This window comes from Mycobacterium sp. E3298 (assembly GCF_001666895.1).
GTDB lineage: Bacteria > Actinomycetota > Actinomycetes > Mycobacteriales > Mycobacteriaceae > Mycobacterium.
On record NZ_LZJB01000377.1, the window covers coordinates 1 to 25801 of the forward strand.

General features: G+C 68.0%; 30 protein-coding genes. 17 read left to right on the forward strand and 13 right to left on the reverse strand.

The features are described from left to right. The coding region (locus tag A9X05_RS17315; protein ID WP_156736798.1) for a ParA family protein at positions 1 to 187 on the reverse strand (187 nt) is incomplete at its 3' end. A 110-nt stretch (positions 188 to 297) separates the two neighbouring features. Here A9X05_RS17315 and A9X05_RS17320 point away from each other — a divergent pair. Genes A9X05_RS17320 through A9X05_RS17330 form a run of 3 tightly spaced genes read left to right on the forward strand, consistent with a single transcriptional unit; the run spans position 298 to position 2476 of the window. Beyond that, positions 298 to 909 carry an acid phosphatase gene (locus A9X05_RS17320; protein WP_067757281.1) on the forward strand — a complete coding sequence of 204 codons (612 nt, stop codon included), beginning with the start codon at positions 298 to 300 and terminating at the stop codon, positions 907 to 909. After that, a complete protein-coding gene (locus A9X05_RS17325; protein WP_067757278.1) occupies positions 906 to 2003 on the forward strand; it encodes an isochorismate synthase MenF in 1098 nt (365 codons plus the stop codon). Before A9X05_RS17320 ends, A9X05_RS17325 begins: the two co-directional genes overlap by 4 nt. Beyond that, positions 2000 to 2476 carry a GNAT family N-acetyltransferase gene (locus A9X05_RS17330; protein WP_067757275.1) on the forward strand — a complete coding sequence of 159 codons (477 nt, stop codon included), beginning with the start codon at positions 2000 to 2002 and terminating at the stop codon, positions 2474 to 2476. Before A9X05_RS17325 ends, A9X05_RS17330 begins: the two co-directional genes overlap by 4 nt. On the opposite strand, the gene A9X05_RS17335 is transcribed toward A9X05_RS17330, so the two are convergent. Next, positions 2428 to 2877, reverse strand: a complete 450-nt coding sequence (locus A9X05_RS17335) for a hypothetical protein (protein ID WP_156670168.1) — start codon at positions 2875 to 2877, stop codon at positions 2428 to 2430. The genes A9X05_RS17330 and A9X05_RS17335 overlap by 49 nt on opposite strands. Positions 2878 to 2956: 79 nt before the next feature. On the opposite strand from A9X05_RS17335, the gene A9X05_RS17340 reads away from it, so the two are divergent. Both A9X05_RS17340 and whiB1 read left to right on the forward strand, forming a co-directional pair. Continuing rightward, positions 2957 to 3937: a diacylglycerol kinase family protein gene (locus A9X05_RS17340; RefSeq protein ID WP_067757272.1), complete on the forward strand. Its 981-nt coding sequence runs from the start codon at positions 2957 to 2959 to the stop codon at positions 3935 to 3937. A 271-nt stretch (positions 3938 to 4208) separates the two neighbouring features. Continuing rightward, positions 4209 to 4463 carry a transcriptional regulator WhiB1 gene (gene whiB1, locus A9X05_RS29880; RefSeq protein ID WP_007168139.1) on the forward strand — a complete coding sequence of 85 codons (255 nt, stop codon included), beginning with the start codon at positions 4209 to 4211 and terminating at the stop codon, positions 4461 to 4463. 66 nt (positions 4464 to 4529) lie between these two features. Here whiB1 and A9X05_RS17345 read toward each other — a convergent pair whose 3' ends face one another. The 4 genes from A9X05_RS17345 to A9X05_RS17360 form a co-directional block, all read right to left on the reverse strand. Further along, positions 4530 to 6029 carry a sensor histidine kinase gene (locus tag A9X05_RS17345; RefSeq protein ID WP_067757269.1) on the reverse strand — a complete coding sequence of 500 codons (1500 nt, stop codon included), beginning with the start codon at positions 6027 to 6029 and terminating at the stop codon, positions 4530 to 4532. Between the two features lie 51 nt (positions 6030 to 6080). Continuing rightward, positions 6081 to 6296: a biotin/lipoyl-binding carrier protein gene (locus tag A9X05_RS17350; protein WP_044512934.1), complete on the reverse strand. Its 216-nt coding sequence runs from the start codon at positions 6294 to 6296 to the stop codon at positions 6081 to 6083. Between the two features lie 276 nt (positions 6297 to 6572). After that, positions 6573 to 6875: a mycothiol system anti-sigma-R factor gene (rsrA, locus tag A9X05_RS17355; protein ID WP_067757266.1), complete on the reverse strand. Its 303-nt coding sequence runs from the start codon at positions 6873 to 6875 to the stop codon at positions 6573 to 6575. After that, on the reverse strand, positions 6872 to 7519 hold the full coding sequence (locus tag A9X05_RS17360; protein ID WP_067757263.1) for a sigma-70 family RNA polymerase sigma factor: 648 nt from the start codon (positions 7517 to 7519) through the stop codon (positions 6872 to 6874). Before A9X05_RS17360 ends, rsrA begins: the two co-directional genes overlap by 4 nt. Before the next feature lie 304 nt (positions 7520 to 7823). Here A9X05_RS17360 and A9X05_RS17365 point away from each other — a divergent pair, with 304 nt between their 5' ends. Then, positions 7824 to 8672, forward strand: coding sequence for an NAD(P)-dependent oxidoreductase (locus A9X05_RS17365; protein WP_067782960.1), 849 nt, complete (start codon positions 7824 to 7826; stop codon positions 8670 to 8672). A 15-nt stretch (positions 8673 to 8687) separates the two neighbouring features. After that, entirely contained in the window at positions 8688 to 9173 is a 486-nt protein-coding gene (locus tag A9X05_RS17370; RefSeq protein ID WP_067782963.1) for an aminoacyl-tRNA deacylase, read from the forward strand. Here the strand turns inward: A9X05_RS17370 and A9X05_RS17375 are convergent. Genes A9X05_RS17375 through A9X05_RS17385 form a run of 3 tightly spaced genes read right to left on the reverse strand, consistent with a single transcriptional unit; the run spans position 9170 to position 13233 of the window. Continuing rightward, positions 9170 to 9997 carry an alpha/beta fold hydrolase gene (locus tag A9X05_RS17375; RefSeq protein ID WP_067782985.1) on the reverse strand — a complete coding sequence of 276 codons (828 nt, stop codon included), beginning with the start codon at positions 9995 to 9997 and terminating at the stop codon, positions 9170 to 9172. The two genes, A9X05_RS17370 and A9X05_RS17375, sit on opposite strands and share 4 nt — an antisense overlap. Before the next feature lie 30 nt (positions 9998 to 10027). Beyond that, a complete protein-coding gene (locus A9X05_RS17380; protein ID WP_067757255.1) occupies positions 10028 to 11719 on the reverse strand; it encodes an alpha/beta hydrolase in 1692 nt (563 codons plus the stop codon). Positions 11720 to 11721: 2 nt separating this feature from the next. After that, entirely contained in the window at positions 11722 to 13233 is a 1512-nt protein-coding gene (locus A9X05_RS17385; protein WP_067782988.1) for a long-chain fatty acid--CoA ligase, read from the reverse strand. 143 nt (positions 13234 to 13376) lie between these two features. Here A9X05_RS17385 and A9X05_RS17390 point away from each other — a divergent pair, with 143 nt between their 5' ends. Further along, positions 13377 to 14570: a CdaR family transcriptional regulator gene (locus tag A9X05_RS17390; protein ID WP_067757252.1), complete on the forward strand. Its 1194-nt coding sequence runs from the start codon at positions 13377 to 13379 to the stop codon at positions 14568 to 14570. A 120-nt stretch (positions 14571 to 14690) separates the two neighbouring features. Here A9X05_RS17390 and A9X05_RS17395 read toward each other — a convergent pair whose 3' ends face one another. Then, on the reverse strand, positions 14691 to 15293 hold the full coding sequence (locus tag A9X05_RS17395) for an HdeD family acid-resistance protein (RefSeq protein WP_067757344.1): 603 nt from the start codon (positions 15291 to 15293) through the stop codon (positions 14691 to 14693). 135 nt (positions 15294 to 15428) lie between these two features. Between A9X05_RS17395 and A9X05_RS17400 the strand changes: the two genes are divergently transcribed. Further along, positions 15429 to 15683 carry a hypothetical protein gene (locus A9X05_RS17400; protein ID WP_067782966.1) on the forward strand — a complete coding sequence of 85 codons (255 nt, stop codon included), beginning with the start codon at positions 15429 to 15431 and terminating at the stop codon, positions 15681 to 15683. A gap of 24 nt (positions 15684 to 15707) precedes the next feature. On the opposite strand, the gene A9X05_RS17405 is transcribed toward A9X05_RS17400, so the two are convergent. Together A9X05_RS17405 and A9X05_RS17410 are read right to left on the reverse strand one after the other, a co-directional pair. Next, positions 15708 to 16574, reverse strand: coding sequence for a 3-hydroxyacyl-CoA dehydrogenase family protein (locus A9X05_RS17405; RefSeq protein WP_067782969.1), 867 nt, complete (start codon positions 16572 to 16574; stop codon positions 15708 to 15710). Positions 16575 to 16684: 110 nt separating this feature from the next. Then, positions 16685 to 17449: an SOS response-associated peptidase gene (locus A9X05_RS17410; RefSeq protein ID WP_067757244.1), complete on the reverse strand. Its 765-nt coding sequence runs from the start codon at positions 17447 to 17449 to the stop codon at positions 16685 to 16687. A 44-nt stretch (positions 17450 to 17493) separates the two neighbouring features. Between A9X05_RS17410 and aroA the strand changes: the two genes are divergently transcribed. Continuing rightward, the gene (aroA, locus tag A9X05_RS17415; protein WP_156675541.1) at positions 17494 to 18777 is read left to right on the forward strand and encodes a 3-phosphoshikimate 1-carboxyvinyltransferase; all 1284 of its coding nucleotides are present in this window, start codon (positions 17494 to 17496) and stop codon (positions 18775 to 18777) included. After that, the gene (rsgA, locus tag A9X05_RS17420) at positions 18774 to 19766 is read left to right on the forward strand and encodes a ribosome small subunit-dependent GTPase A (protein ID WP_067782974.1); all 993 of its coding nucleotides are present in this window, start codon (positions 18774 to 18776) and stop codon (positions 19764 to 19766) included. The genes aroA and rsgA overlap by 4 nt, the downstream gene beginning before the upstream one ends. On the opposite strand, the gene A9X05_RS17425 is transcribed toward rsgA, so the two are convergent. Continuing rightward, positions 19753 to 20226 (reverse strand): helix-turn-helix domain-containing protein, encoded by a 474-nt coding sequence (locus A9X05_RS17425; RefSeq protein WP_067757229.1) that lies wholly within the window; start codon positions 20224 to 20226, stop codon positions 19753 to 19755. The two genes, rsgA and A9X05_RS17425, sit on opposite strands and share 14 nt — an antisense overlap. A gap of 94 nt (positions 20227 to 20320) precedes the next feature. Here A9X05_RS17425 and A9X05_RS17430 point away from each other — a divergent pair, with 94 nt between their 5' ends. The 6 genes from A9X05_RS17430 to A9X05_RS17455 all read left to right on the forward strand — a co-directional run. After that, positions 20321 to 21496, forward strand: coding sequence for a thiolase family protein (locus A9X05_RS17430; RefSeq protein WP_067782976.1), 1176 nt, complete (start codon positions 20321 to 20323; stop codon positions 21494 to 21496). 5 nt (positions 21497 to 21501) lie between these two features. Next, positions 21502 to 22578 carry an NmrA family NAD(P)-binding protein gene (locus A9X05_RS17435; protein WP_067782979.1) on the forward strand — a complete coding sequence of 359 codons (1077 nt, stop codon included), beginning with the start codon at positions 21502 to 21504 and terminating at the stop codon, positions 22576 to 22578. After that, entirely contained in the window at positions 22575 to 23063 is a 489-nt protein-coding gene (locus tag A9X05_RS17440) for a DUF302 domain-containing protein (protein WP_067782982.1), read from the forward strand. The genes A9X05_RS17435 and A9X05_RS17440 overlap by 4 nt, the downstream gene beginning before the upstream one ends. 106 nt (positions 23064 to 23169) lie before the next feature. After that, positions 23170 to 23670, forward strand: a complete 501-nt coding sequence (locus A9X05_RS31160; RefSeq protein WP_067757217.1) for a nitroreductase/quinone reductase family protein — start codon at positions 23170 to 23172, stop codon at positions 23668 to 23670. A 41-nt stretch (positions 23671 to 23711) separates the two neighbouring features. Next, positions 23712 to 25640 (forward strand): translation initiation factor IF-2, encoded by a 1929-nt coding sequence (gene infB, locus A9X05_RS17450; RefSeq protein ID WP_197499104.1) that lies wholly within the window; start codon positions 23712 to 23714, stop codon positions 25638 to 25640. Positions 25641 to 25673: 33 nt separating this feature from the next. Beyond that, a partial coding sequence (locus tag A9X05_RS17455) for a ribosome-binding factor A (protein ID WP_197499105.1) occupies positions 25674 to 25801 on the forward strand: 128 nt, incomplete at its 3' end.

A 25801-nucleotide genomic window follows, 5' to 3' on the forward strand; every position in this document is an offset into this window, starting at 1 on the left:
GCACCGACACCGGGAGCTTGTCGGGATCCTGGCCCAGCGAGAACGTCAGGCAGCCCTGCGGATCCAGGTCGACCAGGAGCACCCGCTGCCCCTCGTCCACCATCGCCGCCCCCAGCGAGGCAACCGTCGTAGTCTTGGCCACGCCGCCCTTCTGGTTGGCCACCGCCAATACCCGGGTCTTTCTCACTAGCGCCCGCCCCTCCTTGTTGCCACGGTCACAGTGCCCATCCTGGCATGTTCGATCGCCCCGCGCTGCGGCCGACGGCCCCGGGGTGTCGTCCGGCAGAATCGGTCGATATGGGCCTGCACAACCACCGACTTGTACTGCTCCGCCACGGCCAGACCGAGTGGTCGAAATCCGGCCAGCACACCAGCCGAACCGACCTCGAGCTCACCGACACCGGACGCGTCCAGGCCGAGCTCGCCGGCCGCGTCCTGCGCGAACTCAACCTCACCGACCCGTTGGTGGTCAGCAGCCCGCGCATCCGGGCCCTGACCACGGCCAAGCTGGCCGGGCTGGCCGTCGACGAGGTCTCTCCCCTGCTCGCCGAATGGGATTACGGGGCCTACGAGGGGCTGACAACCCCGCAGATCCAGGAATCCGTGCCCGACTGGCTGGTCTGGACGCACGGCTGCCCCGGCGGCGAGAGCGTGGCGCAGGTCAGCGCCCGCGCCGATGAGGCCGTGACATTCGCGTTGGAGCACATGGACTCGCGCGACGTGGTGTTCGTTGGGCACAGCCACTTCTCGCGTTCGGTCATCACCCGCTGGGTAGAGCTGCCGCTCGTCGAGGGCAGCCGCTTCTGGATGCTCGCCGGCTCCCTCGCGGTGTGCGGATTCGAGCACGGGGTGCGTCAGCTCGCCGCGCTCGGCCTGACCGCCCAGCCACAGGCGATCAAACCCGGGTGAGCACCCAACCGCCGTTCGCGCTGTGCGGACCGAAGCAAACCCTGCTCGCCGAGGGGGTGCGCGAGCGCTACCGCGACGTGGCGGCGGCGCAGGACGCCCTGAGGTCAGGGTTGGCCCCAATAGTGCTGGGTGCGTTGCCTTTTGACGTCGACCGGCCCGCGGCGCTGCTGACGCCCGAGGCCGTGCGCCGCACCGACGTCCCCCCGGACTGGCCGACGGGCCCACTGCCGCCGGTGCGCATCGCCGCCGCCGACCCGCCGCCGGACGCCTACCGCCGCCGCATCGTCCGGGCTCGCGATCAGCTCACCGCGCCCGACAGCCTGCTGAGCAAGGTGGTGCTGTCCCGCGCGCTGCGGCTGGTCGCCGACGCCCCCCTGGACGCGCGCGTCATCCTGCGCCGCCTCATCGCCGCCGATCCGGCCGCCTACGGCTACCTGGTCGACCTGACCGCCGCAGGCGACGATTACGCCGGGGCGGCGCTGGTGGGCGCCAGCCCCGAACTGCTGGTGGCGCGCTCCGGCGACCGGGTCACCTGCCGGCCGTTCGCCGGGTCGGCCCCCCGCGCGGCCGACCCGGACGCCGACGCGGCGAACGGCGCCGCGCTGGCCGGCTCGGCCAAGGACCGGCACGAGCACCAGCTGGTGATCGAGACGATCCGGGCCGCCCTGGAGCCGCTGTGCGACGAGCTGACGATCGCCGCCGAGCCCGAGTTGAGCCGCACCGCGGCGGTGTGGCACCTGTGCACGCCGATCAGCGGCCGCCTGCGCGACACCTCAACCACCGCAATCGATTTGGCGCTGGCGCTGCATCCCACCCCCGCGGTGGGCGGCGTGCCCACCAAGGCCGCGGTCGAGCTCATCGCCGAGCTGGAAGGCGACCGCGGGTTCTACGCGGGGGCGGCGGGCTGGTGCGACGCCCGGGGCGACGGCCGCTGGGTGGTGGCCATCCGCTGCGCACAGCTGTCGGCGGACCGGCGCAGCGCGTTGGCCCGCTCCGGGGGCGGCATCGTCGCCGAATCCGATCCCGACGAGGAAGTCGCGGAAACCACAACGAAATTCGCCACGATCCTCAACGCATTGGACGTAAAGCGATGACCATTCGCCGCGCCAAACCCGAAGACGCCGCCGCCATCATCGAAATGATTCGCGCGCTGGCCGAATTCGAAAATGCCGCCGACCAATGTACCGTCACCGAAAAACAAATCACCGCAGCCCTTTTCGGCCCTAGCCCGACATTGCACGGACACGTCGCGGAAGCCGACGGCGAGGTCGCCGCGATGGCGCTGTGGTTTCTCAACTTCTCCACCTGGGACGGCGCGGCCGGCATCTACCTCGAAGACCTGTTCGTGCATCCGCGCTTTCGCCGTCGCGGCCTGGCGCGCGCGCTGCTGGCGACGCTGGCGGCCGAATGCCTTGCCAAGGGCTACACGCGGTTGTCTTGGGCGGTGCTGAATTGGAACACCGACGCGATCGCCCTGTACGACGGCGTCGGCGGTGAACCGCAGAGCGAGTGGACCACCTACCGGCTGTCGGGCCCGCGGTTGGCCGACCTGGCCGAGTCGCGCTGATCGCCGCCACCGGCCCACCGCAGGCCGGCGGGGCTGAAGAGCAGGCCGAGCACGGCCAGCGCCGCGCACCCCGCGGGAATCCCGAAGCCGGGCCGGTGCGAGTCGACCGCCAGGTACCACGCCACGGGGAGCAACAGCAGCTGGGTGATCACGGCCAGCCCGCGCCCCCAGCGCTTGCCGAGGATGAGCGCACGTCCGGCAGCCAACACCACGGCCCCGACCAGGACGAAGAAGACCGCCGTGCCCAAGCCGTTGACCACGCGCTGATCTGCCCCGGCGGCACCCCGCACCACCAGCACCACCGCCATGACCAGCCCGGCCGCCCCCTGCAACGCCACGAGCAGCCCGGCGCCGCGCACGGCGGCCGGGGCGGCCCCGGGGTTGCGGCGGAAGACTGTCACCCGCGTCAGCGTAGTCACCCCGCCGCGGGGGGAGTTCCCCACAGCACGGCCTTAACCGGCCCGCATAAGCTCGTGCATCATGCGCGCCGTGCTGATCGTGAACCCGACCGCCACCTCCACGACCCCGGCCGGTCGCGACCTGCTGGCGCACGCGCTCAAGAGCCGCCTGGAGCTCACCGTCGAACACACCCACCACCGAGGTCACGGCACCGAACTCGCGGAGAAGGCGGTCGCGGACGGCGTCGACCTGGTCGTGGTGCACGGCGGCGACGGCACGGTCAGCGGTGTGGTCAACGGCCTGCTCGGCCGTCCGGGCTCGAATTCCGGGCCCACCGGCCCGGTGCCTGCGGTCGCGGTGGTTCCCGGCGGTTCGGCGAACGTGCTGGCGCGCTCGCTGGGGATCTCGCGGGACCCGGTGGCCGCGACCAACCAGCTCATCCAGCTGATCGACGACTATCGCCGCCACCACACCTGGCGCCGGATAGGGCTGATCGACTGCGGTGAGCGGTGGGCGGTCTTCAACACCGGGATGGGGGTCGACGCGGAGGTGGTCGCCGCGGTCGAGGCCGAACGCGACAAGGGCGGCAAGGTCACGGCGTGGCGCTACATCCGCGCGGCGGTGCCCGCCGTGTGGGGCTACACGCGCCGCGAGCCGATGCTGCAGCTCGAATTGCCCGGCCGCGAACCCATCCCGGGGGTGAGCTTCGTCTTCGTCTCCAACTCCAGCCCCTGGACGTTCGCCAACGATCGGCCGGTATGGACCAATCCCGGCTGCACCTTCGAGTCGGGCCTGGGAGTGTTCGCGCCGAAGAGCATGAAGACGATCCCGACGCTGCGCATCGTGCGGCAGATGTTCGCCAAACGGCCCAAGTTCGCGTTCGACCACCTCGTCACCGAGGACGACGTGCCCTGTTTGCGGGTGACCTCGGCCGGGGGCCCGGTCGCCTGCCAGTTCGACGGCGATTACCTCGGCGTGCGCGAAAGCATGACGTTCCGGGCGGTCCCGGACGCGCTGGCCGTCGTCGCGCCTCCGCTAAAAAATCACTCTGAGCTGCGATAACGAAGCGCCAAGGGGCCGGGCGGTGAATATTTTCTCCGAGATCGGCCAGTCAGTGTAGTACAACGGAGTAATGGCCCGGCTACGGAACGGTCAAAGTGAGATTGCCCACGAGGTAACGCACGCTATTGACTTCTGTTGGGCCTGTGAAACGATCGAAAGGTTGCATGCAGAAAGTTAGATAGGGGTACGGACCCTTTTCTTGTGCACGCGTTAACAGCCGAAGAAAATTGGCCGTGCGCCTTGCTGCGCACTCAGTGAGGAGTAACAACTTATGGATTGGCGCCACAAGGCGGTCTGTCGCGACGAAGACCCGGAGCTGTTCTTCCCGGTAGGGAACAGCGGCCCGGCGCTCGCGCAGATCGCTGACGCGAAACTGGTCTGCAATCGGTGCCCGGTAACCACAGACTGCCTTTCCTGGGCCCTGAATACCGGCCAGGATTCGGGCGTCTGGGGCGGCATGAGTGAAGACGAGCGGCGCGCACTCAAGCGTCGCAACGCCCGGACGAAGGCCCGTAGCGGAGTCTGACTGGTTTAGACCACACAGCGCGGCCTCGACGAAAGTCGGGGCCGCGCTGTTGTGTCGGCCGCACACCTACAACACCAATCGGGTTCGCCGGCCGATGGGCACCCGCAGCACCACGTCGGTGCCGCGGGACGGGGCCTGACGCATGCCCAGCGTGCCGTCCAGCTCGGCCGACACCAGCGTCCGCACGATCTGCAGGCCGAGGCTGTCGGACGTCTCCAGGCTGAAGCCTTCCGGCAAACCACGGCCGTCGTCGTGCACGACGACGTCGAGCCAGCGCGCCGAACGCTCGGCGCGGATGGTCACCGAGCCCTCCTCGGCGGCGGGGTCGAAAGCGTGCTCGATCGCGTTCTGAACCAGTTCGGTGATCACCATGATCAGGGCGGTCGCGCGGTCGGAGTCCAGCACGCCCAGGTCGCCGACCCGGTTGATCCGGATCGGCCGGTCGACCGACGCGACGTCGTTCATGATCGGCAGGATCCGGTCGATCACCTCGTCGAGGTTGACCTGCTCGTCCACCGACATCGACAGCGCGTCGTGCACCAAGGCGATGGACGAGACCCGGCGCACCGACTCGATCAGGGCCTCCCGGCCTTCGGCGTTGGCCGTCCGGCGGGCCTGCAGCCGCAGCAGCGCCGCCACCGTCTGCAGGTTGTTCTTGACCCGGTGGTGGATTTCCCGGATCGTCGCGTCCTTGGAGATCAGGGCCCGGTCGCGGCGCTTCACCTCGGTGACGTCGCGGATCAGCACCGCGGCGCCGGCGCTGGCGCCGTCGACCACCAGCGGCAGCGTGCGCAACAGCACCGTGGCGCCGCCGGCGTCCACCTCCATGCGCATGCTGCGCCCGCCGGCCAGCAGGTCGAGCACGTGCTCCGCCAGCTCCTGCGCCTCGAACGGGTCGGAGACCAGCGGCCGCGTGACCTTGACCAGGTTGCGGCCCTCCAGCTCGGTGGTCAGGCCCATCCGGTGGTAGGCCGAAACCGCGTTGGGACTGGCGTAGGCGACGACGCCGTTGACGTCCAACCGGATGAAGCCGTCGCCGGCCCGCGGCGTGGAGCGCGACATGACCACGTCGCCCACGTCGGGGAAGGTGCCCTCGGCGAGCATGGCGACCAGATCCCGGGCGCAGTCCCGGTAGGCCGTCTCCAGGTGGCCGGACGCGCGGTCGGCCGCGACGGCGGTCTGATGCCGGGTCAGCACGGCCACCACCTGCCCCCCGTACCGCACCGGGGACGCCTCCACGTGCGGGCCGGGCAGCCACGAATCCTCTTGCGCCGCTTCGCCATCCCGCTGCGCCAGGCCGGAATCGAAGGTCTCGGCGACGAGCGCCAGCCGGTCGGCGGCGACGACGCTGCCGACCGAGTCGGTCAGCAGCACCGTGGGCGCGGTGTTCGGCCGGCACTGCGCCACGCACACCAACATGCCGTCGTCGCGGCGAACCCACATCAGGTAGTCGGCGAAGGACAGGTCCGCCAGCAGCTGCCACTCCCCCACCACCGCGTGCAGGTGATCCACGGCGTTGCCGGGCAGCACGGTGTGTTCGGCAAGCAGGTCACCGAGAGTCGACATCGCTCACTCCCCGGGCAATTCCCCGGCAGCGGACAAGAAAGGCTTCAAGGTTTAGCTGATCACGGCAATCAGGTCGCCCGCCTGGATGACATCGCCCACCGAGACGCTCACCTTGCTCACCGTGCCGTCGACCTCAGCCAGGACCGGGATCTCCATCTTCATCGACTCCAGCAGCACCACGACGTCGCCTTTGCCGATCTGGTCACCCTCGTTGACTACGACTTCGAGCACGCTGGCCACGATCTCGGCGCGCACATCCTCGGCCATCTTCACCCCACTCGTTTCGGCCATTGCGCAGGCTGGCTGCTGGTCCATCTAGCTTCCGTCAGGCTCGGTGTATATCGAACCACAGGCCCCCGGCCCACCGCGGCGCACGGGGCCCCGACAGGCCGTGCGAGAATGTGAGGCAAGCTAACGGGCGCCGGGCGCCCGGTTTCGATCAATCAACGGAGGTTTTCCGAAATGGCCAAACGGGGCCGCAAGAAGCGCGACCGCAAGCACAGCAAGGCCAACCACGGCAAGCGGCCCAACGCCTGAGGCCCGCTACCGCGTCTCTCGGATGATGGTGGTCCGGCGGATCTCCAGCCGTAGCCGCTCGCGCAGGCCCTCGGGGGCCTTCTCGCCTTTGCACTTGGTGGCGATCAACGCCTTGATGCGCTCCTCGAGGCCGTAGTGCTTGAAGCAGCCGGGGCACGCCTCGAGGTGGCGGCGCAGCTGGTCGCGGGACTCCGGCGTGCATTCGCCGTCGAGCAGCAGCCAGACCTGGCGAATCACCTCGGCACAGCCGACGGCGCCGTGAGCGTCGTCGTTGGGGCACGTGTCGCCGGGGCCCGACAACTCGCTCATGACGACACCTCCTCGTGCGCCTGGTGGCCGCGGTTGAAACCCCGCTCCTTGGCCACGTCAGCCAGCAGCGACCGCAGTTGACGGCGGCCGCGGTGCAGCCGTGACATTACCGTCCCGATGGGCGTATCCATGATTTCCGCGATTTCCTTGTACGGAAAACCCTCGACATCGGCGTAGTAGACGGCCATCCGGAATTCCTCCGGCAACGCCTGCAGCGCTTCCTTGATCTCGTTATCCGGCAGCGCCTCCAGCGCCTCGACCTCGGCCGAGCGCAGCCCGGTGGACGAGTGCTCGGCGTTGGACGCCAGCTGCCAGTCGGTGATCTCCTCGGTGGGGTACTCGGCCGGCTGGCGCTGCCTCTTGCGGTAGCTGTTGATGTAGGTGTTGGTCAGGATCCGGTACAGCCACGCCTTGAGGTTGGTGCCGGCCCTGAACGAGCGGAAGCCCGCATAAGCCTTGACCATCGTCTCTTGCAGCAGGTCTTCCGCGTCGGCGGGATTGCGGGTCATGCGCAGGGCACCGCCGTACAGCTGGTCCAGCAGGGGGATCGCGTCGCGCTCGAAGCGCGCCATCAGCTCCGCGTCCGTCTCGGGCGGGCCGGGATCGGGAATCTCCTGTGCTGTCGCGCCGTCTGTGTCGGCCATGTCGATTACCCCGGTCCCTTCCGCTGCGGTGTCGCCGGACGGCGCTGCAAGCGCCACCGGGCTTGCCAGAAAGCAAGCCAACTGGTCGGCACCCGTTGGACGGTCCAACAGGCTCGTCGCCGCTGACACCAAACCGCTCCTCCCAATCTAGAGGCTGCCACCGACAGTGTCTGCCTGGGTGCGCCTACGTAACTTCAGAGACCGATTGAGTCAACAGCGGGGGCCGACGTGCTATTTCCCGGCGGAGTCCGTCGCCGCCCGTCCCCCGGTCCGGGCGGGAGCGGCAGGACGTTAATGTGACGCCATGTCCCTGAACGGCAAGACCATGTTCATCTCCGGCGCCAGCCGCGGTATCGGCCTGGCGATCGCCAAGCGCGCCGCCCAAGACGGCGCCAACATCGCCCTGATCGCCAAGACCGCCGAGCCCCACCCCAAGCTGCCGGGCACGGTGTACACCGCCGCCAAGGAGCTGGAGGAGGCGGGTGGGCAGGCCCTGCCGATCGTGGGGGACGTCCGGGACCCGGAGTCCGTGGAGGCCGCGGTGGCCAAGGCCGTCGAGCAGTTCGGCGGCATCGACATCTGCGTCAACAACGCGTCGGCGATCAACCTGGGGTCCATCACCGAGGTGCCGATGAAGCGGTTCGACCTGATGAACGGCATCCAGGTGCGCGGCACGTACGCGGTGTCGCAGGCCTGCATCCCGCACCTGAAGAAGGGGGACAACCCGCACATCCTGACGCTGTCTCCGCCCGTGCTGCTCGGCAAGGAGTGGCTGAAGCCGACCGCGTACATGATGGCCAAGTTCGGCATGACGCTGTGCGCGCTGGGCATCGCCGAGGAGATGCGCGAGGCGGGCATCGCGTCGAACACGCTGTGGCCGCGCACGCTGGTGGCCACCGCCGCGGTGCAGAACCTGCTCGGGGGTGACGAGGCGATGGGCCGCGCCCGCAAGCCGGAGGTGTACTCCGACGCCGCGTACGTGATCCTCAACAAGCCCGCCCGCGAGTACACCGGCAACACCCTGCTGTGTGAGGACGTGCTGCTGGAGTCCGGCGTCACCGACCTGTCGGTCTACAACTGCGTGCCGGGCGGGCAGCTCGGTGTCGACTTCTGGGTCGACGGCGTGAACCCGCCGGGGTACTCGGGCCCCTAGCCGGGCCGGGCCCTGATGCCTCGCGCCGCCACGCCCGCGCTCGCCGCGCTGGTGAAAGCCGGTGTGCCGCATGAGGTTGTCACGTTCGACCACGATCCGCGCGAGCGCTCGTTCGGCGCCGAGGCGGTCCACGCGCTGACCGAGCGCGGCATCGCACCCGAACAGGTCTTCAAGACCCTCGTCATCGCGGTGCCCGGCGCGCTGGCCGTCGCGATACTGCCTGTGCCGGAGCGGCTTTCGCTGAAGGCGAGCGCCGCGGCGCTGGGGGTGGCCAAAGCGGTCATGGCCGAGTCCGCCGCCGCCGAGCGGGCCACCGGCTACCTGGTGGGCGCCGTGTCGCCGTTCGGGCAGCGCAAGACCCTGCCGACGGTCGTGGACGCGGGCGCGCTGGACTTCGAGCGGGTGTACTGCAGCGCGGGCAGGCGAGGCTGGGACGTCGGCGTTTCGCCACAGGACCTGATCCGGTTGACGAATGCGGTCACCGCGGACATCCGCGGCTAGGCCCGTTCGCCCGCCTCGCTCAGAAAACCCTCGATCACGGGGGCGAGCTCGGTCGCGTTGTGCACGATGTCGATGTGACCGCCCGAATGCAGGTGGAGAACCGCATGGGGCAGCAACCGGTGCAGGAGGTGGGCGTTGGCCACCGGGATGATCGGGTCGTCGGTGCCCGAGACGATCAGCGTCTCCTGCCGCACCGCGGGCAGCGCGAACAGGCTCGTCCAGACCGACCCGGCGAGCAGTTGATGCAGGTAGCCCATCTTCGAGCCGGCGTGTAACTGCCGCACGAACAGCTTCGCCACGTCTTCGCCGTGGGCGCGGACGGTGCCGCCGTAGAGGTCACCGGCGATCGAAGCGGCGTAGTTGGGATCCGAGAACCGGCGCGGGGTGGCCATTTTCGCCAGCACGAAGGGGCTGGCCGGCACCATGAGGATGCCGGTGCCCGTCGCCACCAATACCATGCGCCTGCATCGGCGTGGATTCTGGAACGCGAACTGCTGCGCCAGCGCCCCGCCCCAGGACAGCCCGAAGATGTCGACGACCCCGATGCCGAGTTTGGACAACACCCGGCCCAACACCCAGGCCAGATAGGGAAACCCGTAGGGCAGGGGCGAGGTCGGCGACCCCCCGGTACCCGGCACATCGAACCTCACGACCGTCATCGGCAGCTGCTCGACCAGCGGGTCGAGCACCTCCAGGCTGGCGCCGATGCCGTTGCAGAGCACGAGCGGCACTCCGGTTCCCCGACGGATGTTGACCCGGATCCGCTGCCCGCCGGCGCTAACGTAACGCTCGTGGCCCACCGTGCTCGGCTGGACCACCCGCAGGCGCCGCTGTTGTTGTGGGCTGCGCCTCACTCACTTCTCCATCACATAGCCGCCGGGAGCGGGTCCGAGCGGCGGGAGTCCCTCGCCGCCAAGGGCTTTCGGGGCATCGACCTCCGGCCCGCTGCGCTCGGCGAGCCACTCCACGTAGTCCGGCCACCAGGAGTCCTTGGACTGCTGCGACGACTGCAGCCACTCTTGCGGATCCTCCGCCTCGACCGGTCCGGTCCGGTACGAAGCCTTCGGGTTGCCCGGCGGGTTGACCAGAGCCGCGATGTGGCCGCTGGTGGACAGCACGTACCGGTTGTCCTTGCTGCCGAGCAGCCGTGCGCTGCGGTACGTGGCCTGCCACGGCGAGATGTGGTCGGCGACGCCGCCGACGACGTAGGCGTCGGCGGTGACCTTCGACAGGTCCACCGGGGTGCCGAGCATCTCGACCCCGCCGGGGGTGACGAGGGCGTTGCGCACGGCCATCAGCACCATGTCGCGGTGCAGCGCGGCCGTCATCCGGGTGGTGTCGGCGTTCCAGAACAGCACGTCGAACGGCGCCGGCTTGCGTCCCTGGACGTAGTTGTTCACCCAGTACCGCCACACCAGGTCGGTGGGCCGCAGCCAGGCGAACATCTCGGCCATGTCCCGACCGTCCAGGTAGCCCTTTCGGGCCGAGACCCGGATCGCCGCCTGGGCCGCGCGATCGCTCATCACCGCGGCAGCCAGGCCCGCCCGGTTCTCGTCCAGCACGGTGACGGACAGGTTGAGGCCGGCCACCCGGTCACCGCGGCCGATCTCGGCCAGGTGGGCCGCCGTCATCGCGGCCAGGATTCCGCCCGAGCAGGTGGCTAGCAGGTGGGTGCGGTCGGTCCCGCTGATCTTCTCCACCGCGTCCATCGCCTCGATGATCGCCGCGCCGTACGCGTCGAAGCCCCAATCCCGATGGCGCTTCTGCGGATTGCGCCAGGAGACGACGAACACCTGCTGCCCCTGGGCGACGAAGTACTCGATCATGCTGCGGCCGGGCGCGATGTCCATGATGTAGTACTTGTTGATCACCGGCGGCACCAACAGCAGCGGGACCTCACGGACCTTCGCGGTCTGCGGCGCGTATTGGATCAGTTCGAACATGGACGTGCGCAGCACGACCGCTCCCTTGGTGAGGGCCAAGGTCTCGCCCACCGCGTAGGCGTCGGGCTCGACCATCGCGGGCACCCGGGGCTTCGAAAGCATGTCCCGCGCAAACGCTTTCAGGCCCCGCACCGCGCTCAGGCCGCCGGTGTCGATCATCGCCTTCCAGCCGAGCGGGCTGATCAGCGGGTTGTTACTGGGGGCCAGACCCTCGACCAGATTGTCGACGACGAACCGCATCCTCTCCTGGTCGCGCCAGTCCAGCCCGGCGTCGGCGAGCAGCCCCTCGGCGGTCTCCGCGCCGGCGAGATAGGCCTGCATGATCCGGTGCAGCACCGGGTTCTGCTCCCAGGCCGGGTCGGCGAATCGCTTGTCGGCGCGCGCCGGCACCCGGTGTGAGTTGCCGGCCGCGACGGCGCCGAGCTCGCGGGTGAGAGCCCCGATCCGGCCGGCCACCGCGCCGGGCTGCTTGGCGAGGCCGACGGCGAATCGGGTCCAGGTGTCGTCGGGCATCATCCGGCCGGCGAACGGCTTGGTGGCGCTCGTCAAGAGCAGGTCGAGGGGTGCGGCGAGCTCTTCGGCTCTGGCGGTTTGGGTGACCATGGTTATCGCATGCTTTCTACTGCGGGGATGTTGATGTCGCGCTTCTGGACCTTGCCGGTGGGCCCCTTGGGCAGCGCGTCGACGAGCCACACCAAACGCGGGTACTTGTAGGCGGCCACGCGCCGCTTCACGTATTCGCGCAGTTCCTCCGGCGCCGCGGAAGCGCCCTCCTTGAGCGCGACGGCGGCGCCGACCTCCTCACCGAGGGAGTCGTGCGGAATACCGACGACGGCGGCTTCGGCCACCGCCGGATGCTCATAGAGCACTTCCTCGACCTCGCGGGGATAGACGTTGTACCCGCCGCGGATGATCAAGTCCTTTGTGCGGTCGACGATGTAGAAGTAGCCGTCCTCGTCGACGCGGCCGACGTCGCCAGTGTTCAGCCACCCGTCGGGTGTGATGGTGGCCCGCGTCGCCTCCGGCAGGTTCCAGTAGCCCTTCATCACGTTATGGCCGCGGATCTGAATCTCTCCGGTCTGGCCCCGCGGGACCTCGGCGCCACCGAAGTCGACGACCCGCATCTCGACACCCTCGATCGGGGTGCCGATCGAGCCCGCCTTGCGGGGGCGATCGGGATGATTGAACGCCGCGACCGCCGTGCTCTCGGAAAGCCCGTACCCCTCCAAAACGGTGCACTGGAACGTCTTTTCAAAGTCGGCGAGGACCTGGACGGGCAGTGCGGCGCCGCCGGAGGCGCAGGTCCGCAAGCTCCGCGTCGCGCCCGTCGAGGCCTGATCGGCCACGCCGAGCAACGCCGAGTACATGGTCGGCACCCCCTCGAAGATCGTGACGGTGTCACGCTCGATCACCTGGAGCGCCTTGAGCGGGTCGAACCGAGGGATGAGTGTCAGCATCGCGCCCGCAAGAACGGAAACGTTGAGCCCGCAGGTGAGTCCGAAAACATGGAAGAGGGGCAAGCAGCCCATCACCACATCGGCCGGCCCCGCCCCGAGCAGGGTGCGAACGCCGACCTCGGCGATGCGCCGGAGGCTCCCATGAGTAAGCATGGCGCCCTTCGGTTTTCCGGTGGTCCCGGAGGTGTGCAAGATGACCGCGACATCGTCGTCGCTGCGCTGTATCGCGGTGGTCTGCTCCGGCAGGTCCGCGACGAGCTTCATCAGGTCCGCGTCATCGACGAGCCAGCATCGCGCCCCGCCACGGGCCGCCGCCGGGATGACCTCGTCGGCGAAAGCCGGCGTCGCAAAGAGCGCCGTGGCGCCGCTGTTCGAGAGGTAGTAGGCGATCTCCCGCTCTTTCAGCAGCGGGTTCATCGGGACCGCGACGGCGCCCCGATACATGATGCCGTAGAACGCGACCGCGAAGGCCGGTGTGTTGGGCAGCATCACACCGACCCGGTCGCCGGGCCGGATCCCCGCCCGTTCCAGCAGCGTCGCCACCCGCGCCGCGGCGGCGTCGAGTTCGGCGAAGGTGAATGTCAGGTCGTCGCAACGCAGCGCGATGCGTTCGGGGTGACGGTCCTTCGACGCGATCAGGTGGGCGCTCAGTGCCGCCATGGTGTGCCTCCGGGACGAGTTCTTCGGGCGTGCTTCCAGCGTCATCCCGGCAACCTCCGATCACAATGTTCGCCGAAACAACACCGCGCCCGGTTGACTGTGACCGGTCACATTCGCCGGCGGTCAGGAATAAGGTTCGCGTTATGGGCGGCGTGGCGGTTGACCCGCATGTGGTGGAGCTCAGCAAGCTCATGCTGGCGCGCGCGCCCGCGCTGGGCAGGGCCATGGCCGACGTGCTTTGCCGGGACATCGACGCCTACCGCGACGACACCGTCGTCACGAAGGGTCAGGTGGCCGAGAGTTGCGTGGCGAACGTGGCTTTCATCTTTCATTCGCTCACCGGCGAGGACGATGTCGACGTCTCGCCCGCCGAGCGCACCGGCACCGAGCGGGCGACCGCCGGGGTGCCGCTGCCGGCGGTCATGACCGCCTACCGCATCGGTTTCCGGTTCATGTGGGAGGAGACCCTGGCCGTCGCCCGCGCCGCGGCGATACCGACCGACGCCATCCTGGATGCCACCGCACGCATCTTCTTCGCGCAGGAGACTTTCACCCAGGCGATGGCCACGGCCTACCGCCAGCAGCTCACCACACAGCTCCTCGAGCGTGAAGAAGAGCGGTCGGCTTTGGTCGAGGCGCTGCTGTCGCAGCGGATGACTGACAAGCAGAGCCTTTGGGAGGCAGCGGATTTACTGCGGTTACCGGCGTCTGGGCCCTACGTCGTGGTGGCCGCGAAGCTGCCGGCCGTTGGGCGTTTGGGCCTCCCGGCGATCGAGAACAAGCTGTCCGCCCGCGACATCCGTTCGGCGTGGCGGCTCTCCCCGGACCTCCAGGTCGGGATCGTTGCGCTCAAAGGCCCGCGGGTTTCCGCCCCTTTGAGAATCTTGGTCGAGGTGCTCGGTCAGGCCGCGACTGCGCGGGTCGGCATCAGTCCGCCGTTTCGGAGCCTGACCGACACCGGCGACGCCTTGCGGTTAGCCCGGGCGGCGGCCGGCAGTAAGCAATCAGGGGACTCGCTCGTGTCGGTGTTCGATGACACTCCACTCGCGTTGGCGGCCGTCAGCGCACCCGAGGTGATGGGCAAGATCAAGTCCCTGCTGTTGCAGCGGCTTAACGAGTTGGCCGCGGATGAGCGCTCGATCCTGCTCAACACATTTCAGGCCTGGCTCGACGCGGACGGTTCCGCGAACGACGCCGCGGCGAAGATCTTCTGTCATCCCAATACGGTGCGGCACCGGCTGCGCCGCATCGAAGAGCTGACGGGCCGCTCTGTGTCGCGACCGCGGGATCTCGCCGAGCTGTGCCTGGCGTTCGAGGCCGAGCGGCGGCTGCCCTGACGGGCACCGCCGTCGCCGAGATTGCCGTGGGGGTCGTGGTTTGCCCGTGGAGCACAACCGCCGCCGCAATCTCGGCGCCGAAAGTCGGTCCGCCCTGACTAGATGGCCCGGGTGCCCCGCCTAGGCGGCGGGCCGGGCCAGTGTGTCCACAACGTGCTTGGCGCGGTTGCGAACCTGGATGGCGTTGATGATGTCGACGATGCCGATGGCGATCAACCAGCAACCCGCGACGAGGGTCAGGATCGCGATCGAATCCAACGGCGAGACGATCAGCACGGCCCCGCCGACCACGATGATCAAGCCGGAGAGCACCTGCCAGCCGCGGCCGGGCATGTGGTCGAACGACAGCGCCGCGGCCAGGATGGTCATCCCGCGGAACAGCCAGCTGACGCCGATCCAGATCGCCAGCAGCGTGACGGCCTCGAATTTGTCGCGAAAACAGAAGAACCCCAGCACGATTGACACGACGCCGGTGAGGAACGTGAGCACCCGCATAGCGGCGCCCACGTCTGTGCCAAAGGCCGTGAACACGTAGCCGATGCCGGAAGCCACCAGGTAGATCCCGAACAGGACACCCGCGACGAAGAGTGTCTTGCCCGGCCAGGCCAGCACGATGACACCGAGTGCCACCGCCAGCACGCCGATGAGCAGAAGCAGCTGCCACGCGCTGCGCGCCAGCTGTTGCAATGGACCTTCAAAAACGGTCCGGTCGGTAGTTGTCATGACCATATGATTTGCCAGTTCCGATGTCGAAGATAAGGGCCCTTTGGCCACAATTCGGCATCACCCACGTGTTGTGCGCGGCGCGCCCATCTGACACCCTTCGCTCATCAGCGGTGCATCACATAGGAGGAGCGCATGGACGCAAAGCGGTCAATCGACCCGAGGGCCATCGTCGCCGCGGGCCTGCTGGCTTTCACCGGGCTGCTGACCGTCGGCGTCGGCGTCGGCAAGGCCGAGACGATCCAAACCGAGGGCAACTATCCGACCCGGGAGGCATGTCAGGACGCCGGGCCGGGGGTCAAGGCCACGACGCCGGGAAACTGGAACAACTTCTGGTGCGTGCCGGACCGTTTGATCGCCGGAAGTTGGCGCCTGGTCTTGAGCAACTGACGGCGACCGGGCCAAGGGCGCGTCCTAGTACGTGTAGAAGCCCTCGCCGGACTTGATGCCGAGCTTGCCGGCGTCGACGTAGGACTGCAGCAACTCACGCACGTGTTCGGGAAGGTGCGGGAACTCCTGGGCATAGTGGTTTTCGATGTCGAGCACGACGTCGAGGCCCACGGCGTCCATCATCTGAAACGGACCGGCCGGCACGCCGAGGTTGACCTTGAACATGCCGTCGACGTCCTCGGGACGGGCCACCCCCTCCGCTACCACCGCCAGCGACTCGCGTTTGATGGCGGCCCAGATGCGATTGAAGATGAAGCCGGTGCATTCCTTGCGCGCCTCGAAGGGATGGACGCCGAACTCCGGCAGGACGGTCAGCAGGGTGTCGAGTAGTCCCCGATCGGTCTGACCGTCGGACATCAGATCCACGCCGATGGAGGCCGGAGGCATATAGAAGTGCATGTTGCACAGCCGCGACTTGTCCTTCACGTACGTTGCCATCAGGCGCGACGGGTACGACGACGAATTGGTGGCGAAGATCGTATCCGCCGGCGCCGCCTGGTCGATCTGGTCCCAGGCGGCGATCTTGACCTCGAGCTTTTCTGGAACCGACTCGACCACCAGCCATGCGCCGTCGAGCGCCTCTTCCAGCGAGCCCGTCGCGACCGCCTGACCGATCTCACCAAAACCACGCTCCTGCAACAACTTTGGCAGGTTCTGCGCGACGAAGTCGACCGCCGAGGCGCGCTGTTCGGCGCGGGGCGCGAAGATCCGCACCGTCCCGCCGCGGCTGGCGAACATCAGCGCGATGCGGCGCCCGAGCGTACCCGCCCCGATCACCGCCACCGGGCCGTCACGGATCTCCTCGAAGGTGTGGGTGTACGAGCCGGTCACCCATGCATGGTAAAGCGCACGTGGACCCCGCGGATCCGTCGCCGAACCACAAAGGTGGCCCGGATGTTGTCTCGCGCGTACAACCGCGAAGCGCCGCCTCGGTGAGCACCCTAAAGCAGGGTCGCCTGCTCGGGCTCCGGGTCGGCCGGCTCGAGTAACTGGGGCCCGTTGTTGCGGACGTTGTTGACCAGGGTCGAGACCTCGCGCATTCGAATGCCGCTCACGTCGGGCGGCCGGGTGAGCAGCTTTTCGTCGATCGGGGCGTCGGGGTCCAGCCAGCGGTCCCACTCCCCTTCCGGCACCACCAGAGGCATCCGGTCATGGATCTCGGCCAGCTCGCCGGGCGCGTCGGTGGTGATGATGGTGCAGCTCAGCAGCGGCGAGCCCGCCTTGGCCGGCTTCCAGACCGACCACAGCCCCGCCATGAACAGCGGCTCGCCGTCCTGGCGGAACATGAAGAAGGGCGTCTTGCGGGACTTCTTGCCGCCGGCCGCGTCGGGGTTGACGCGCCATTCGTAGTAGCCGTCCATCGGGATCAGACAACGCTTCGACTTCGCGCTCGACCGGAACGCGGGCGACGTGGTGACCTTGTCGGCGCGGGCGTTGATCAGCATCGGGCCCTTGGTCTCGGGCGCCCCGTCGGCATCGGCCTTGACCCAGGGCGGGACCAGGCCCCAGCGCATCAGCCGCACCCGGCGGGTGGGCTCGTCATCGGGATCGGTGTGGCGGCTCACGACGGCGGCGATCGTCGACGTCGGCGCCACGTTGTAGTTGGGCGTGCCGGCGCTCTCGGAGGCGCCGGTGGCCTCATCGATCGCCTTGATCTTCTGGGCCAGCAGCGCCGGATCGGTGGTGACCGCGAACCGTCCACACATAAGTCCCATAGTGGCATTGCTCGGTGACACGCCATGATGGACCGGTGAGTATGTGGACGGCCCCCAGCGCGCCGGAACCGGTGCACGCGACCGTGACCGTTCCGGGCTCGAAGTCGCAGACCAATCGGGCGCTGGTGCTGGCCGCGTTGGCCGCCGCCCAGGGGCACGGCGCCCCGACCATCAGCGGGGCGCTGCGCAGCCGGGACACCGATCTGATGATCGGCGCGCTGCGCACCCTCGGCTTGCGCGTCGACGGCACCGGGTCCGAGCTCAGGGTCGGTGGCCGGATCGCCCCGGGGCCCGAGGCAACGGTGGATTGCGGCCTGGCCGGGACGGTGCTGCGGTTCGTCCCGCCGCTGGCGGCGCTGGCCGAGGCGGTGGTCGAGTTCGACGGCGACGAGCAGGCCCGGGCGCGGCCGATCGCGCCGCTGCTCGACGCGCTGCGCGGCCTGGGCGTGCCGATCGAGGGCTCGGGCCTGCCCTTCCGCGTGCACGGCGGCGGGTCGGTGGCCGGCGGGACCGTGGACATCGACGCGTCGGCGTCCTCGCAGTTCGTGTCGGGGCTGCTGTTGTGCGCGCCGTCGTTCACCGAGGGCCTGACCGTGCGGCACACCGGGGCGACGCTGCCGTCGGCGCCGCACATCGCCATGACGGTGGTGATGCTGCGCCAGGCCGGGGTTGCGGTCGACGACTCGGTTCGCAACACCTGGCGGGTGCAACCCGGCCCGGTCGCGGCCCGGCATTGGCAGGTCGAACCGGACCTGACCAACGCCGTCCCCTTCCTGGCAGCCGCCGTGGTCAGCGGCGGAACGGTGCGCATCACCGGCTGGCCGGAGGCGAGCGTGCAACCGGCCGAGCACATCCTGGCGGTGCTGGGCAAGCTGAATGCCGTTGTCGACCAAGATGGTTCGTACCTGGAGGTGCGCGGATCGGCCGGCTATGACGGCTTCGACGTCGACCTGCGCGACGTCGGCGAGCTGACCCCGTCGGTGGCGGCGCTGGCCGCGCTGGCGACCCCGGGGTCCGTGTCGCGCCTCTCCGGCATCGGTCACCTGCGGGGCCACGAGACCGACCGCCTCGCCGCGCTGCGCACCGAGATCACCAACCTCGGCGGCGACTGCACCGAGACGCCCGACGGCCTGGTTATCACCGCGACACCGCTGCACCCCGGCGTCTGGCGGGCCTACGCCGACCACCGGATGGCGATGGCGGGCGCGATCATCGGGCTGCGGGTGGCCGGGCTCGTGGTCGACGACATCGGCTCCACCTCCAAGACACTGCCGGAGTTTCCGGAGCTGTGGGCACACATGCTGGGGTCCGATATTTGAGGCCCGGCGATTACGACGAGTCCGACGTCAAGGTCCGCTCCGGCAGGGGTTCGCGACCGCGCACCAAGACTCGTCCCGAGCACGCCGACGCCGAGGCCGCGATGGTGGTCAGCGTCGACCGTGGCCGCTGGGGGTGCGTGCTGGGCGGCGACCCCGAACGCCGGATCACCGCCATGCGGGCGCGGGAACTCGGCCGCACCCCGATCGTGGTCGGCGACGACGTCTACGTGGTGGGCGATCTGTCCGGGCGGCTGGACACCCTGGCCCGCATCGTCCGGCGCGCTGAGCGGCGAACGGTCCTGCGCCGCACCGCCGATGACACCGATCCGACCGAACGGGTGGTGGTGGCCAACGCCGACCAGTTGCTGATCGTGGTGGCGCTGGCCGACCCGCCGCCGCGCACCGGCCTGGTGGACCGGGCGCTGATCGCCGCCTACGCCGGCGGCCTGACGCCCATCCTGTGCCTGACCAAGACCGACCTGGCGCCGCCGGAGCCGTTCGCCGAGCAGTTCGTCGACCTGGACCTCACGGTGGTGGCCGCGGGCCGCGACGACCCGCTACTCGCGGTGGCCGACCTGCTCGGCGGCAAGATCACCGTGCTGCTCGGGCACTCCGGCGTCGGCAAGTCGACCTTGGTGAATCGCCTTGTCCCCGAGGCGGAACGGGCCGTCGGCGAGGTCACCGACATCGGCCGCGGCCGGCACACCTCCACCCAGTCCGTCGCCTTCCCTTTGAGCAAGCCCCTGGCGACCTCCGGCTGGGTGATCGACACCCCGGGCATCCGGTCCTTCGGGCTGGCACACATCCAACCCGACGACGTGCTGATGGCCTTCTCGGATCTCGCCGGGGCGATCGAGGACTGCCCGCGCGGCTGCGGGCACATGGGGCCGCCGGCCGACCCCGAATGCGCCCTGGACGCGTTGTCGGGCCCCGCCGCCCGCCGCGTGGCCGCGGCCCGCCGGCTGCTGGCCGCGCTCAACCAGACTTAGCCAGCCGCACGCCGAGCTCGTCCGGTGGCACCAGATGCCCCTCGGTGCAACGCATTTGGACCTCCGCATCGGCGCCACAGCCGAGGTGGGTCAGGCGAAGCCGGTGGCGGCCCGGCAGGTGGCGCCGGCCCCACTCGAACATCGCCCACACCACCGGCATGAAGTCGATGCCGGCCTCCGTGAGCACGTATTCCTCACGCCGGCGCTGCCCCGGCTCGTGGTAGGGCTGCCGCTTCAGCAGCCCCAGCTCGACCAGTTCGGACAGCCTGGCCGAGGTGGCGGCCTTGGTGATGCCCACCCGGCGGGCGAAGTCGTCGAAGCGCGTGGTGCCGTAGTAGGCCTCGCGCATGATGAGCATCGCGGATTTGGTGCCCACCACCGCCATGGTCTTCTCGATCGCGCACTCGCCGACGGCCGACCAGGTATCGCGGTCGGCGAGCGGCCCCTGTAGCAGTGTCATAAATCACCCTTCCGGCTGGGTTGCTTTTAGTGTACCTAGATGTTTACCTGGGTACAGCTGTCTATACCTAGATCGTCGGACTCAAGGAGGAGCCATGAATCGCGACGCCGTCATCGTCGGAGCCGTCCGCACCCCCATCGGCAAGGGCAAGCCCAGCGGTGCGCTGCACGACGTCTTGCCCGCCGACCTGCTGGCACACAGCCTGCGGGAGCTGGTGGCGCGCACCGGCGTAGACCCGGCGCAGATCGACGACGTCATCGCCGGCGCCGTCGCCCAGGTCGGCGACCAGGCGGTCAACATCGCCCGCAATGCGCTGCTCGGCGCCGGATTCCCCGAGTCGGTTCCCGGGGTCACGATCGACCGGCAGTGCGGCAGCAGCCAGCAGGCCATCAGCTTCGCCGCCCAGGGCGTGCTCTCCGGCGCCTACGACCTCGTCGTCGCCGCCGGCGTGGAGTCGATGGGCCGCGTCCCGATGGGCACCTCGGTGCTGCCGGGCAGCAATCCCTTCGGCGACGACATGACGCGGCGCTATCCCGACGGGCTGGTGCCGCAGGGCATCAGCGCCGAACTGATCGCGGCGCGGTGGGGCTTCTCGCGCACCCAGCTCGACGAGTTCTCCGCGGGCAGCCACGACAAGGCCGCGCGCGCCACCAAGGATGGGCTCTTCGACAACGAGCTGATCCCGATCGCCGGGCTGTCCGCCGACGAATTCATCCGGCCCGGCACGACGGTCGAGACGCTGGCCGGTTTGCGGCCCGCGTTCTACAGCGAGGCGATGAAAGCCCGTTTCCCACAGATCAATTGGGAGATCACCGCCGGCAACTCCTCGCCACTCTCGGACGGCAGCGCCGCCGTGCTGATCACCACCAGCGACGTCGCCAAGAAGCTCGGCCTGCGCCCGCTGGCGCGCATCCACACCACCACCGTCGTGGGCTCGGATCCGCTGTACATGCTGACCGGGGTCATCCCGGCCACCGAAAAGGTGCTCCACCGTGCGGGATTGACGCTGGCTGACATCGACCTGTTCGAGGTCAACGAGGCCTTCGCGCCCGTCGTGCTCGCCTGGGCGCACGACACCGGCGCCGATCTGGCCAAGACGAATGTCAACGGCGGCGCCATCGCGATCGGCCATCCGCTGGGGGCCAGCGGCGCCCGCATCATGACCACGCTCGTCAACGCTTTGGAGCAGCGCGGCGGCCGGTACGGGCTGCAGACGATGTGCGAGGGCGGCGGCATGGCCAACGCCACCATCATCGAGCGGCTGGGCTGACGACGATGTCCCAGAAGATCTTCGTCGTCGGCGGCACCGGCGCCCAGGGCATGCCGATCATTCGTGCCCTGGTCGCCGACGACAAGTATTCCATCCGCTTCCTCAGCCGAGACCCCGGCTCCCGGCGAGCCAAGGAGCTGCTCGCCCTCGACAACGTGTCCGTGTTGGAAGGCTCATTCGCCGACGAGGCGAAGCTGCGGGAAGGGTTCCGCGGTTGTGAAGCGGCATTCGTCAACATCGACGGATTCAACACGGGCGAGAAGACCGAAATGTATTGGGCCATCCGCAGCTACGAGATAGCGATCGAAGAGGGAATCAAGTTCTTCGTGTATGGCAACCTCGACTACGGGCTCAAGAAAGCGGGCTATGACTCGCGATTCCGCACCGGCCATTACGACGGCAAGGGCCGCGTGGGTGAGTGGATCCTGTTCCAGAATCAGGTGAACGCCGATCGGATGGGCGCGGCGGTCTTCACGTCGGGCCCCTACATCGAGATGGTGATTTCGCCCGGCACACCGATGGCCCCCACCATCGAGGATGGCGTGGTGACCTGGCGGGTTCCGCTCGGCGACGGGGCCGTGCCCCATGTGGCCCTCGAAGACTGCGGCTATTACGTCCGCTGGCTTTTCGACCACCCCGAGCGCGCGAATGGCATGGATCTCGAAGTCGCCGTCGACCAGATTCGCTACGCCGACCTCGCCGCGGCGTTCGAGGCGGTCACCGGGCATCCGGCGAGGTACATCGACACCGACCTGGACACCTACTGGCGCGAGGGCCCACTGAGCGGGGCCGCGGATGCGCCCGCCGGTTACAACGCGGACCCCAAGGACAAGAGCACGATGAACATCCGCGACAACTTCACCGGATTCTGGAACTTGTGGAAATACGAGGTGATCAAGCGCGATTACGGCCTGCTCGACGAGATCCACCCGAATCGGATCAAGACTGCCGAGGAGTGGTTCCGCCGCGAAGAGCAGTTGGGACGAGAACTGGGCAAGGGCGGCTTGTGGGACAGGGTGCAACCGGAGAACCGGACCCCGATCCTCAAGATCGGCGAGGACCGAAGGACAGGAAGATTATGACCGAGACGGTTTTCAACGGCGTGCGGGTGCGCCACGACAGCACCAAGAGCTACGACGAACTGCTCGCCGCGTTGCTCGCGGACATCGGCGAGCGAGCCGTCGCGATCAACGACATCGCGGCAACTAGCGACAACTGGGATTCTTACCGGCAGGCCGTCGAACCACACGTCGGCCCCAGCGGATTCATGTTGTTCGGGTTGTTCGACCACGGCGCGTGGATCCCCAAGGCCGGCATCGACCGCAAGGTGATTAACGTAATCCTCGGCAACCCGTTGATCGCGATCACGATGCTGCGGCACGACCCGACCGCGGGCCTGTTCGCCCCGGTCGAAGTCTTGATCACCGACGAGCCGGCCGGCAGCAGCCTGACCTACGTCAAGCCGTCATCGCTGATGGTCGTCGAACCCAATCCCGAATTACTGAGCGCCGCGGAGCAACTGGACGCCAAGTTGGCTGCGCTGGCCGAAAAGGTGACGAGCGGCTAACGGCACCGGGTTGGGTCGGCGCACGGCTGACCGGTCCGCCTGGCATAGTCGGGCGACGGAAGCCGTCATCCAAAGGCCCTCGCCTCGCTTACGTTAGGAGTCACCGATGAGCGACGCCGACGCCGCATCTATCCGAGCCGCACGCAGCGACTGGATCGCCGAGCACCTCGAGACGTATCTGACCTCCGGCGGCGCGCGCGGCCACATCATGGACGTGAGCGCGGTCGGGGGCAGGGCGATGACCACCCACTGCCTGATCAGGTGTATGGGCCGCAAGTCGGGGAAGAGCTACGTCAGGCCGTTGATCTACGGCAACGTCGGTGGCGAGATCGTGGTCGTCGCGTCCAAGGGCGGTGCCGACACGCACCCGCAGTGGTACTTGAACGTCTTGCAGAGCAACACGATCGGCGTCCAGATCGCGACTCAAGCGTTCGAGGCCACTTGGCGGGAGCCCGAGGCCGAGGAACGCCACCAGGTGTGGGCGTACATGGCGCACCTGTATCCGCCGTACCTCACCTATCAGCAGTCAACCAGCCGTCAGATCCCGCTGGTGATGTTGACGCCCGTGCGGGCGATCGACGTCTTTTCCGCGGAAGACTCCCGGTAGCCGTTGCCGGGCAACCGAACTCGAGAGCTCAGAGCCAGCCGGTGCGGGCCGCGGCGACAGGCTCGGGCGGCGACGGGAACCGCAACGGCGGCGCGAAGCGCAAGGACAACGACTTTGGCCGGCGCTTCGAGGAATCGGGACGCGGCGGCCCGCGCAAGGGCAAGGGCGGCAAGAACGCCAAGGGCCGCAACATGCCGCCGCGCGAGAAGATCGACAACACGCCGAAGAAGATCATCGTCCGCGGCGAGATGACCGTAGGGGATCTGGCCAAGCTGCTTCACAAGGACGCTTCCGAGGTCATCAAGAAGCTGTTCATGATGGGCGTCATGGCGACGATCAACCAGGATCTCGACATGGACACCATCCTGCTCATCGCCGGCGAATTCGGCGTCGAAGTCGAAGTCAAGATCGCGGTCGAAGACACGAACTTCGAGACGATCGAGGAAACGGACGAAGAGGCCGATCTGATCACTCGTCCGGCCGTCGTCACGATCATGGGTCACGTCGACCACGGCAAGACGACGCTGCTTGACGCGATCCGCGAGACGCAGGTCGCAAGCGGCGAAGCCGGCGGCATCACCCAGCACATCGGCGCTTATCAGGTCGAAGTGCACGGCAAAAAAATTACGTTCCTGGATACGCCGGGTCACGAAGCGTTTACGACGATGCGTGCGCGCGGCGCCCAGGTAACCGATATTACGATTCTGGTCGTCGCGGCCGACGACGGCGTCATGCCGCAGACGGTCGAAGCGATCAACCACGCCAAGGCGGCCAACGTGCCGATCATCGTCGCGGTCAACAAGATCGACAAGCCGGGCGCGAATCCCGACAAGGTGAAGCAGGAACTGACCGAATACGGTCTCGTTAAAGAAGCTTGGGGCGGCGACACGATCTTCGTCGAACTGTCCGCCAAGCAGCGCCTGAACCTTGACGGTCTGCTCGAGATGATCCTGCTCGTGTCCGAAGTGAACGACTACAAGGCGAATCCCGACAAGCGGGCGCGCGGTACGGTCATCGAAGCCGAGCTCGACAAGGGTAAGGGGCCGATCGCCCGTATCCTCGTTCAAAACGGCACGCTGAAGGTCGGCGACGCCTTCGTCGCGGGCGACTGCTTCGGACGGATCCGCGCGATGACGAACGACCGCGGTCGCCGAGTCAAAGAAGCCGGACCTTCGACGCCGGTCGAGATTACCGGCTTGACGGAAGTGCCTCAAGCGGGCGATCCGTTCATGGTGTTCGAAGACGAGCGCAAGGCGCGCGAGATCGCCGAGAAGCGGTCGATCAAGACGCGTCAGGAATCGATGCGCTCCAACCAGAAGGTTACGCTCGAGGATCTGTTCAGCAAGATCAAGGAAGGCGAGATCAAGGATCTGAACGTTATCCTGAAGGCCGACGTTCAAGGTTCGCTCGAGGCGCTCAAGGGTTCTCTCGAGAAGATCGAGGTCGAAGGCGTGCGCGTCAAGACGATCCACAGCGGCGTCGGTGCGATCACCGAGTCGGACGTATCGCTGGCGCTGGCGTCGGCTGCGATCATCATCGGCTTCAACGTCCGTCCGGAGCCGCGCGCTGCGCAGGCCGCCGAGCAGGAGAAGGTCGACCTTCGTCTCCACCGCATTATCTACAAGGTGATCGAGGAGATCGAACAGGCGATGAAGGGCATGCTCGATCCGGTATTCAAGGAAAAGGTCATCGGTCACGCCGAAGTCCGCGAAACGTTCAAGGTCAGCAAGGTCGGCACGATCGCCGGCTGTATGATCACGGACGGCAAGGTTACCCGCAACGCCGAAGTGCGCCTCGTACGCGGCGGAGTGGTCGCTTTCGAGGGCAAGATCGATTCCCTCAAGCGCTTTAAGGATGATGCGAAGGAAGTTTCGGAAGGCTACGAATGCGGCATTACGCTCGACAAGTTCAACGACCTTCAGATCGGCGACGTTCTCGAAGCGTTCATTATGGAATCCGTAGAGCGCTAATCTTCGCATTAAGCAGGGAAGAGGGGATGGACAGTGGCTAAATTCCGTGTCGGACGCGTCGGCGAGCAGATCAAAAAAGAGATCAGCTCGCTGATCCAGACCGAGCTGAAGGATCCGCGCATCGGCTTCATCACGGTGACGGGCGTCGACGTGACGGGGGT

Coding starts and splice junctions, on each gene's coding strand:
- A9X05_RS17330 (WP_067757275.1), top strand. CDS start 2,000: ATGACCATTCGCCGCGCCAAACCCGAAGACGCCGCCGCCATCATCGAA.
- whiB1 (WP_007168139.1), top strand. CDS start 4,209: ATGGATTGGCGCCACAAGGCGGTCTGTCGCGACGAAGACCCGGAGCTG.
- A9X05_RS17410 (WP_067757244.1), bottom strand. CDS start 17,449: ATGTGTGGACGGTTCGCGGTCACCACCGATCCGGCGCTGCTGGCCCAG.
- A9X05_RS17365 (WP_067782960.1), top strand. CDS start 7,824: ATGTCCCTGAACGGCAAGACCATGTTCATCTCCGGCGCCAGCCGCGGT.
- A9X05_RS17350 (WP_044512934.1), bottom strand. CDS start 6,296: ATGGCCGAGGATGTGCGCGCCGAGATCGTGGCCAGCGTGCTCGAAGTC.
- A9X05_RS17320 (WP_067757281.1), top strand. CDS start 298: ATGGGCCTGCACAACCACCGACTTGTACTGCTCCGCCACGGCCAGACC.
- A9X05_RS17360 (WP_067757263.1), bottom strand. CDS start 7,519: ATGGCCGACACAGACGGCGCGACAGCACAGGAGATTCCCGATCCCGGC.
- A9X05_RS17440 (WP_067782982.1), top strand. CDS start 22,575: ATGACCGAGACGGTTTTCAACGGCGTGCGGGTGCGCCACGACAGCACC.
- A9X05_RS17370 (WP_067782963.1), top strand. CDS start 8,688: ATGCCTCGCGCCGCCACGCCCGCGCTCGCCGCGCTGGTGAAAGCCGGT.
- A9X05_RS17380 (WP_067757255.1), bottom strand. CDS start 11,719: ATGGTCACCCAAACCGCCAGAGCCGAAGAGCTCGCCGCACCCCTCGAC.
- A9X05_RS17345 (WP_067757269.1), bottom strand. CDS start 6,029: ATGTCGACTCTCGGTGACCTGCTTGCCGAACACACCGTGCTGCCCGGC.
- A9X05_RS31160 (WP_067757217.1), top strand. CDS start 23,170: ATGAGCGACGCCGACGCCGCATCTATCCGAGCCGCACGCAGCGACTGG.
- A9X05_RS17390 (WP_067757252.1), top strand. CDS start 13,377: ATGGGCGGCGTGGCGGTTGACCCGCATGTGGTGGAGCTCAGCAAGCTC.
- A9X05_RS17395 (WP_067757344.1), bottom strand. CDS start 15,293: ATGACAACTACCGACCGGACCGTTTTTGAAGGTCCATTGCAACAGCTG.
- A9X05_RS17340 (WP_067757272.1), top strand. CDS start 2,957: ATGCGCGCCGTGCTGATCGTGAACCCGACCGCCACCTCCACGACCCCG.
- A9X05_RS17430 (WP_067782976.1), top strand. CDS start 20,321: ATGAATCGCGACGCCGTCATCGTCGGAGCCGTCCGCACCCCCATCGGC.
- rsrA (WP_067757266.1), bottom strand. CDS start 6,875: ATGAGCGAGTTGTCGGGCCCCGGCGACACGTGCCCCAACGACGACGCT.
- A9X05_RS17435 (WP_067782979.1), top strand. CDS start 21,502: ATGTCCCAGAAGATCTTCGTCGTCGGCGGCACCGGCGCCCAGGGCATG.
- A9X05_RS17385 (WP_067782988.1), bottom strand. CDS start 13,233: ATGGCGGCACTGAGCGCCCACCTGATCGCGTCGAAGGACCGTCACCCC.
- A9X05_RS17400 (WP_067782966.1), top strand. CDS start 15,429: ATGGACGCAAAGCGGTCAATCGACCCGAGGGCCATCGTCGCCGCGGGC.
- A9X05_RS17425 (WP_067757229.1), bottom strand. CDS start 20,226: ATGACACTGCTACAGGGGCCGCTCGCCGACCGCGATACCTGGTCGGCC.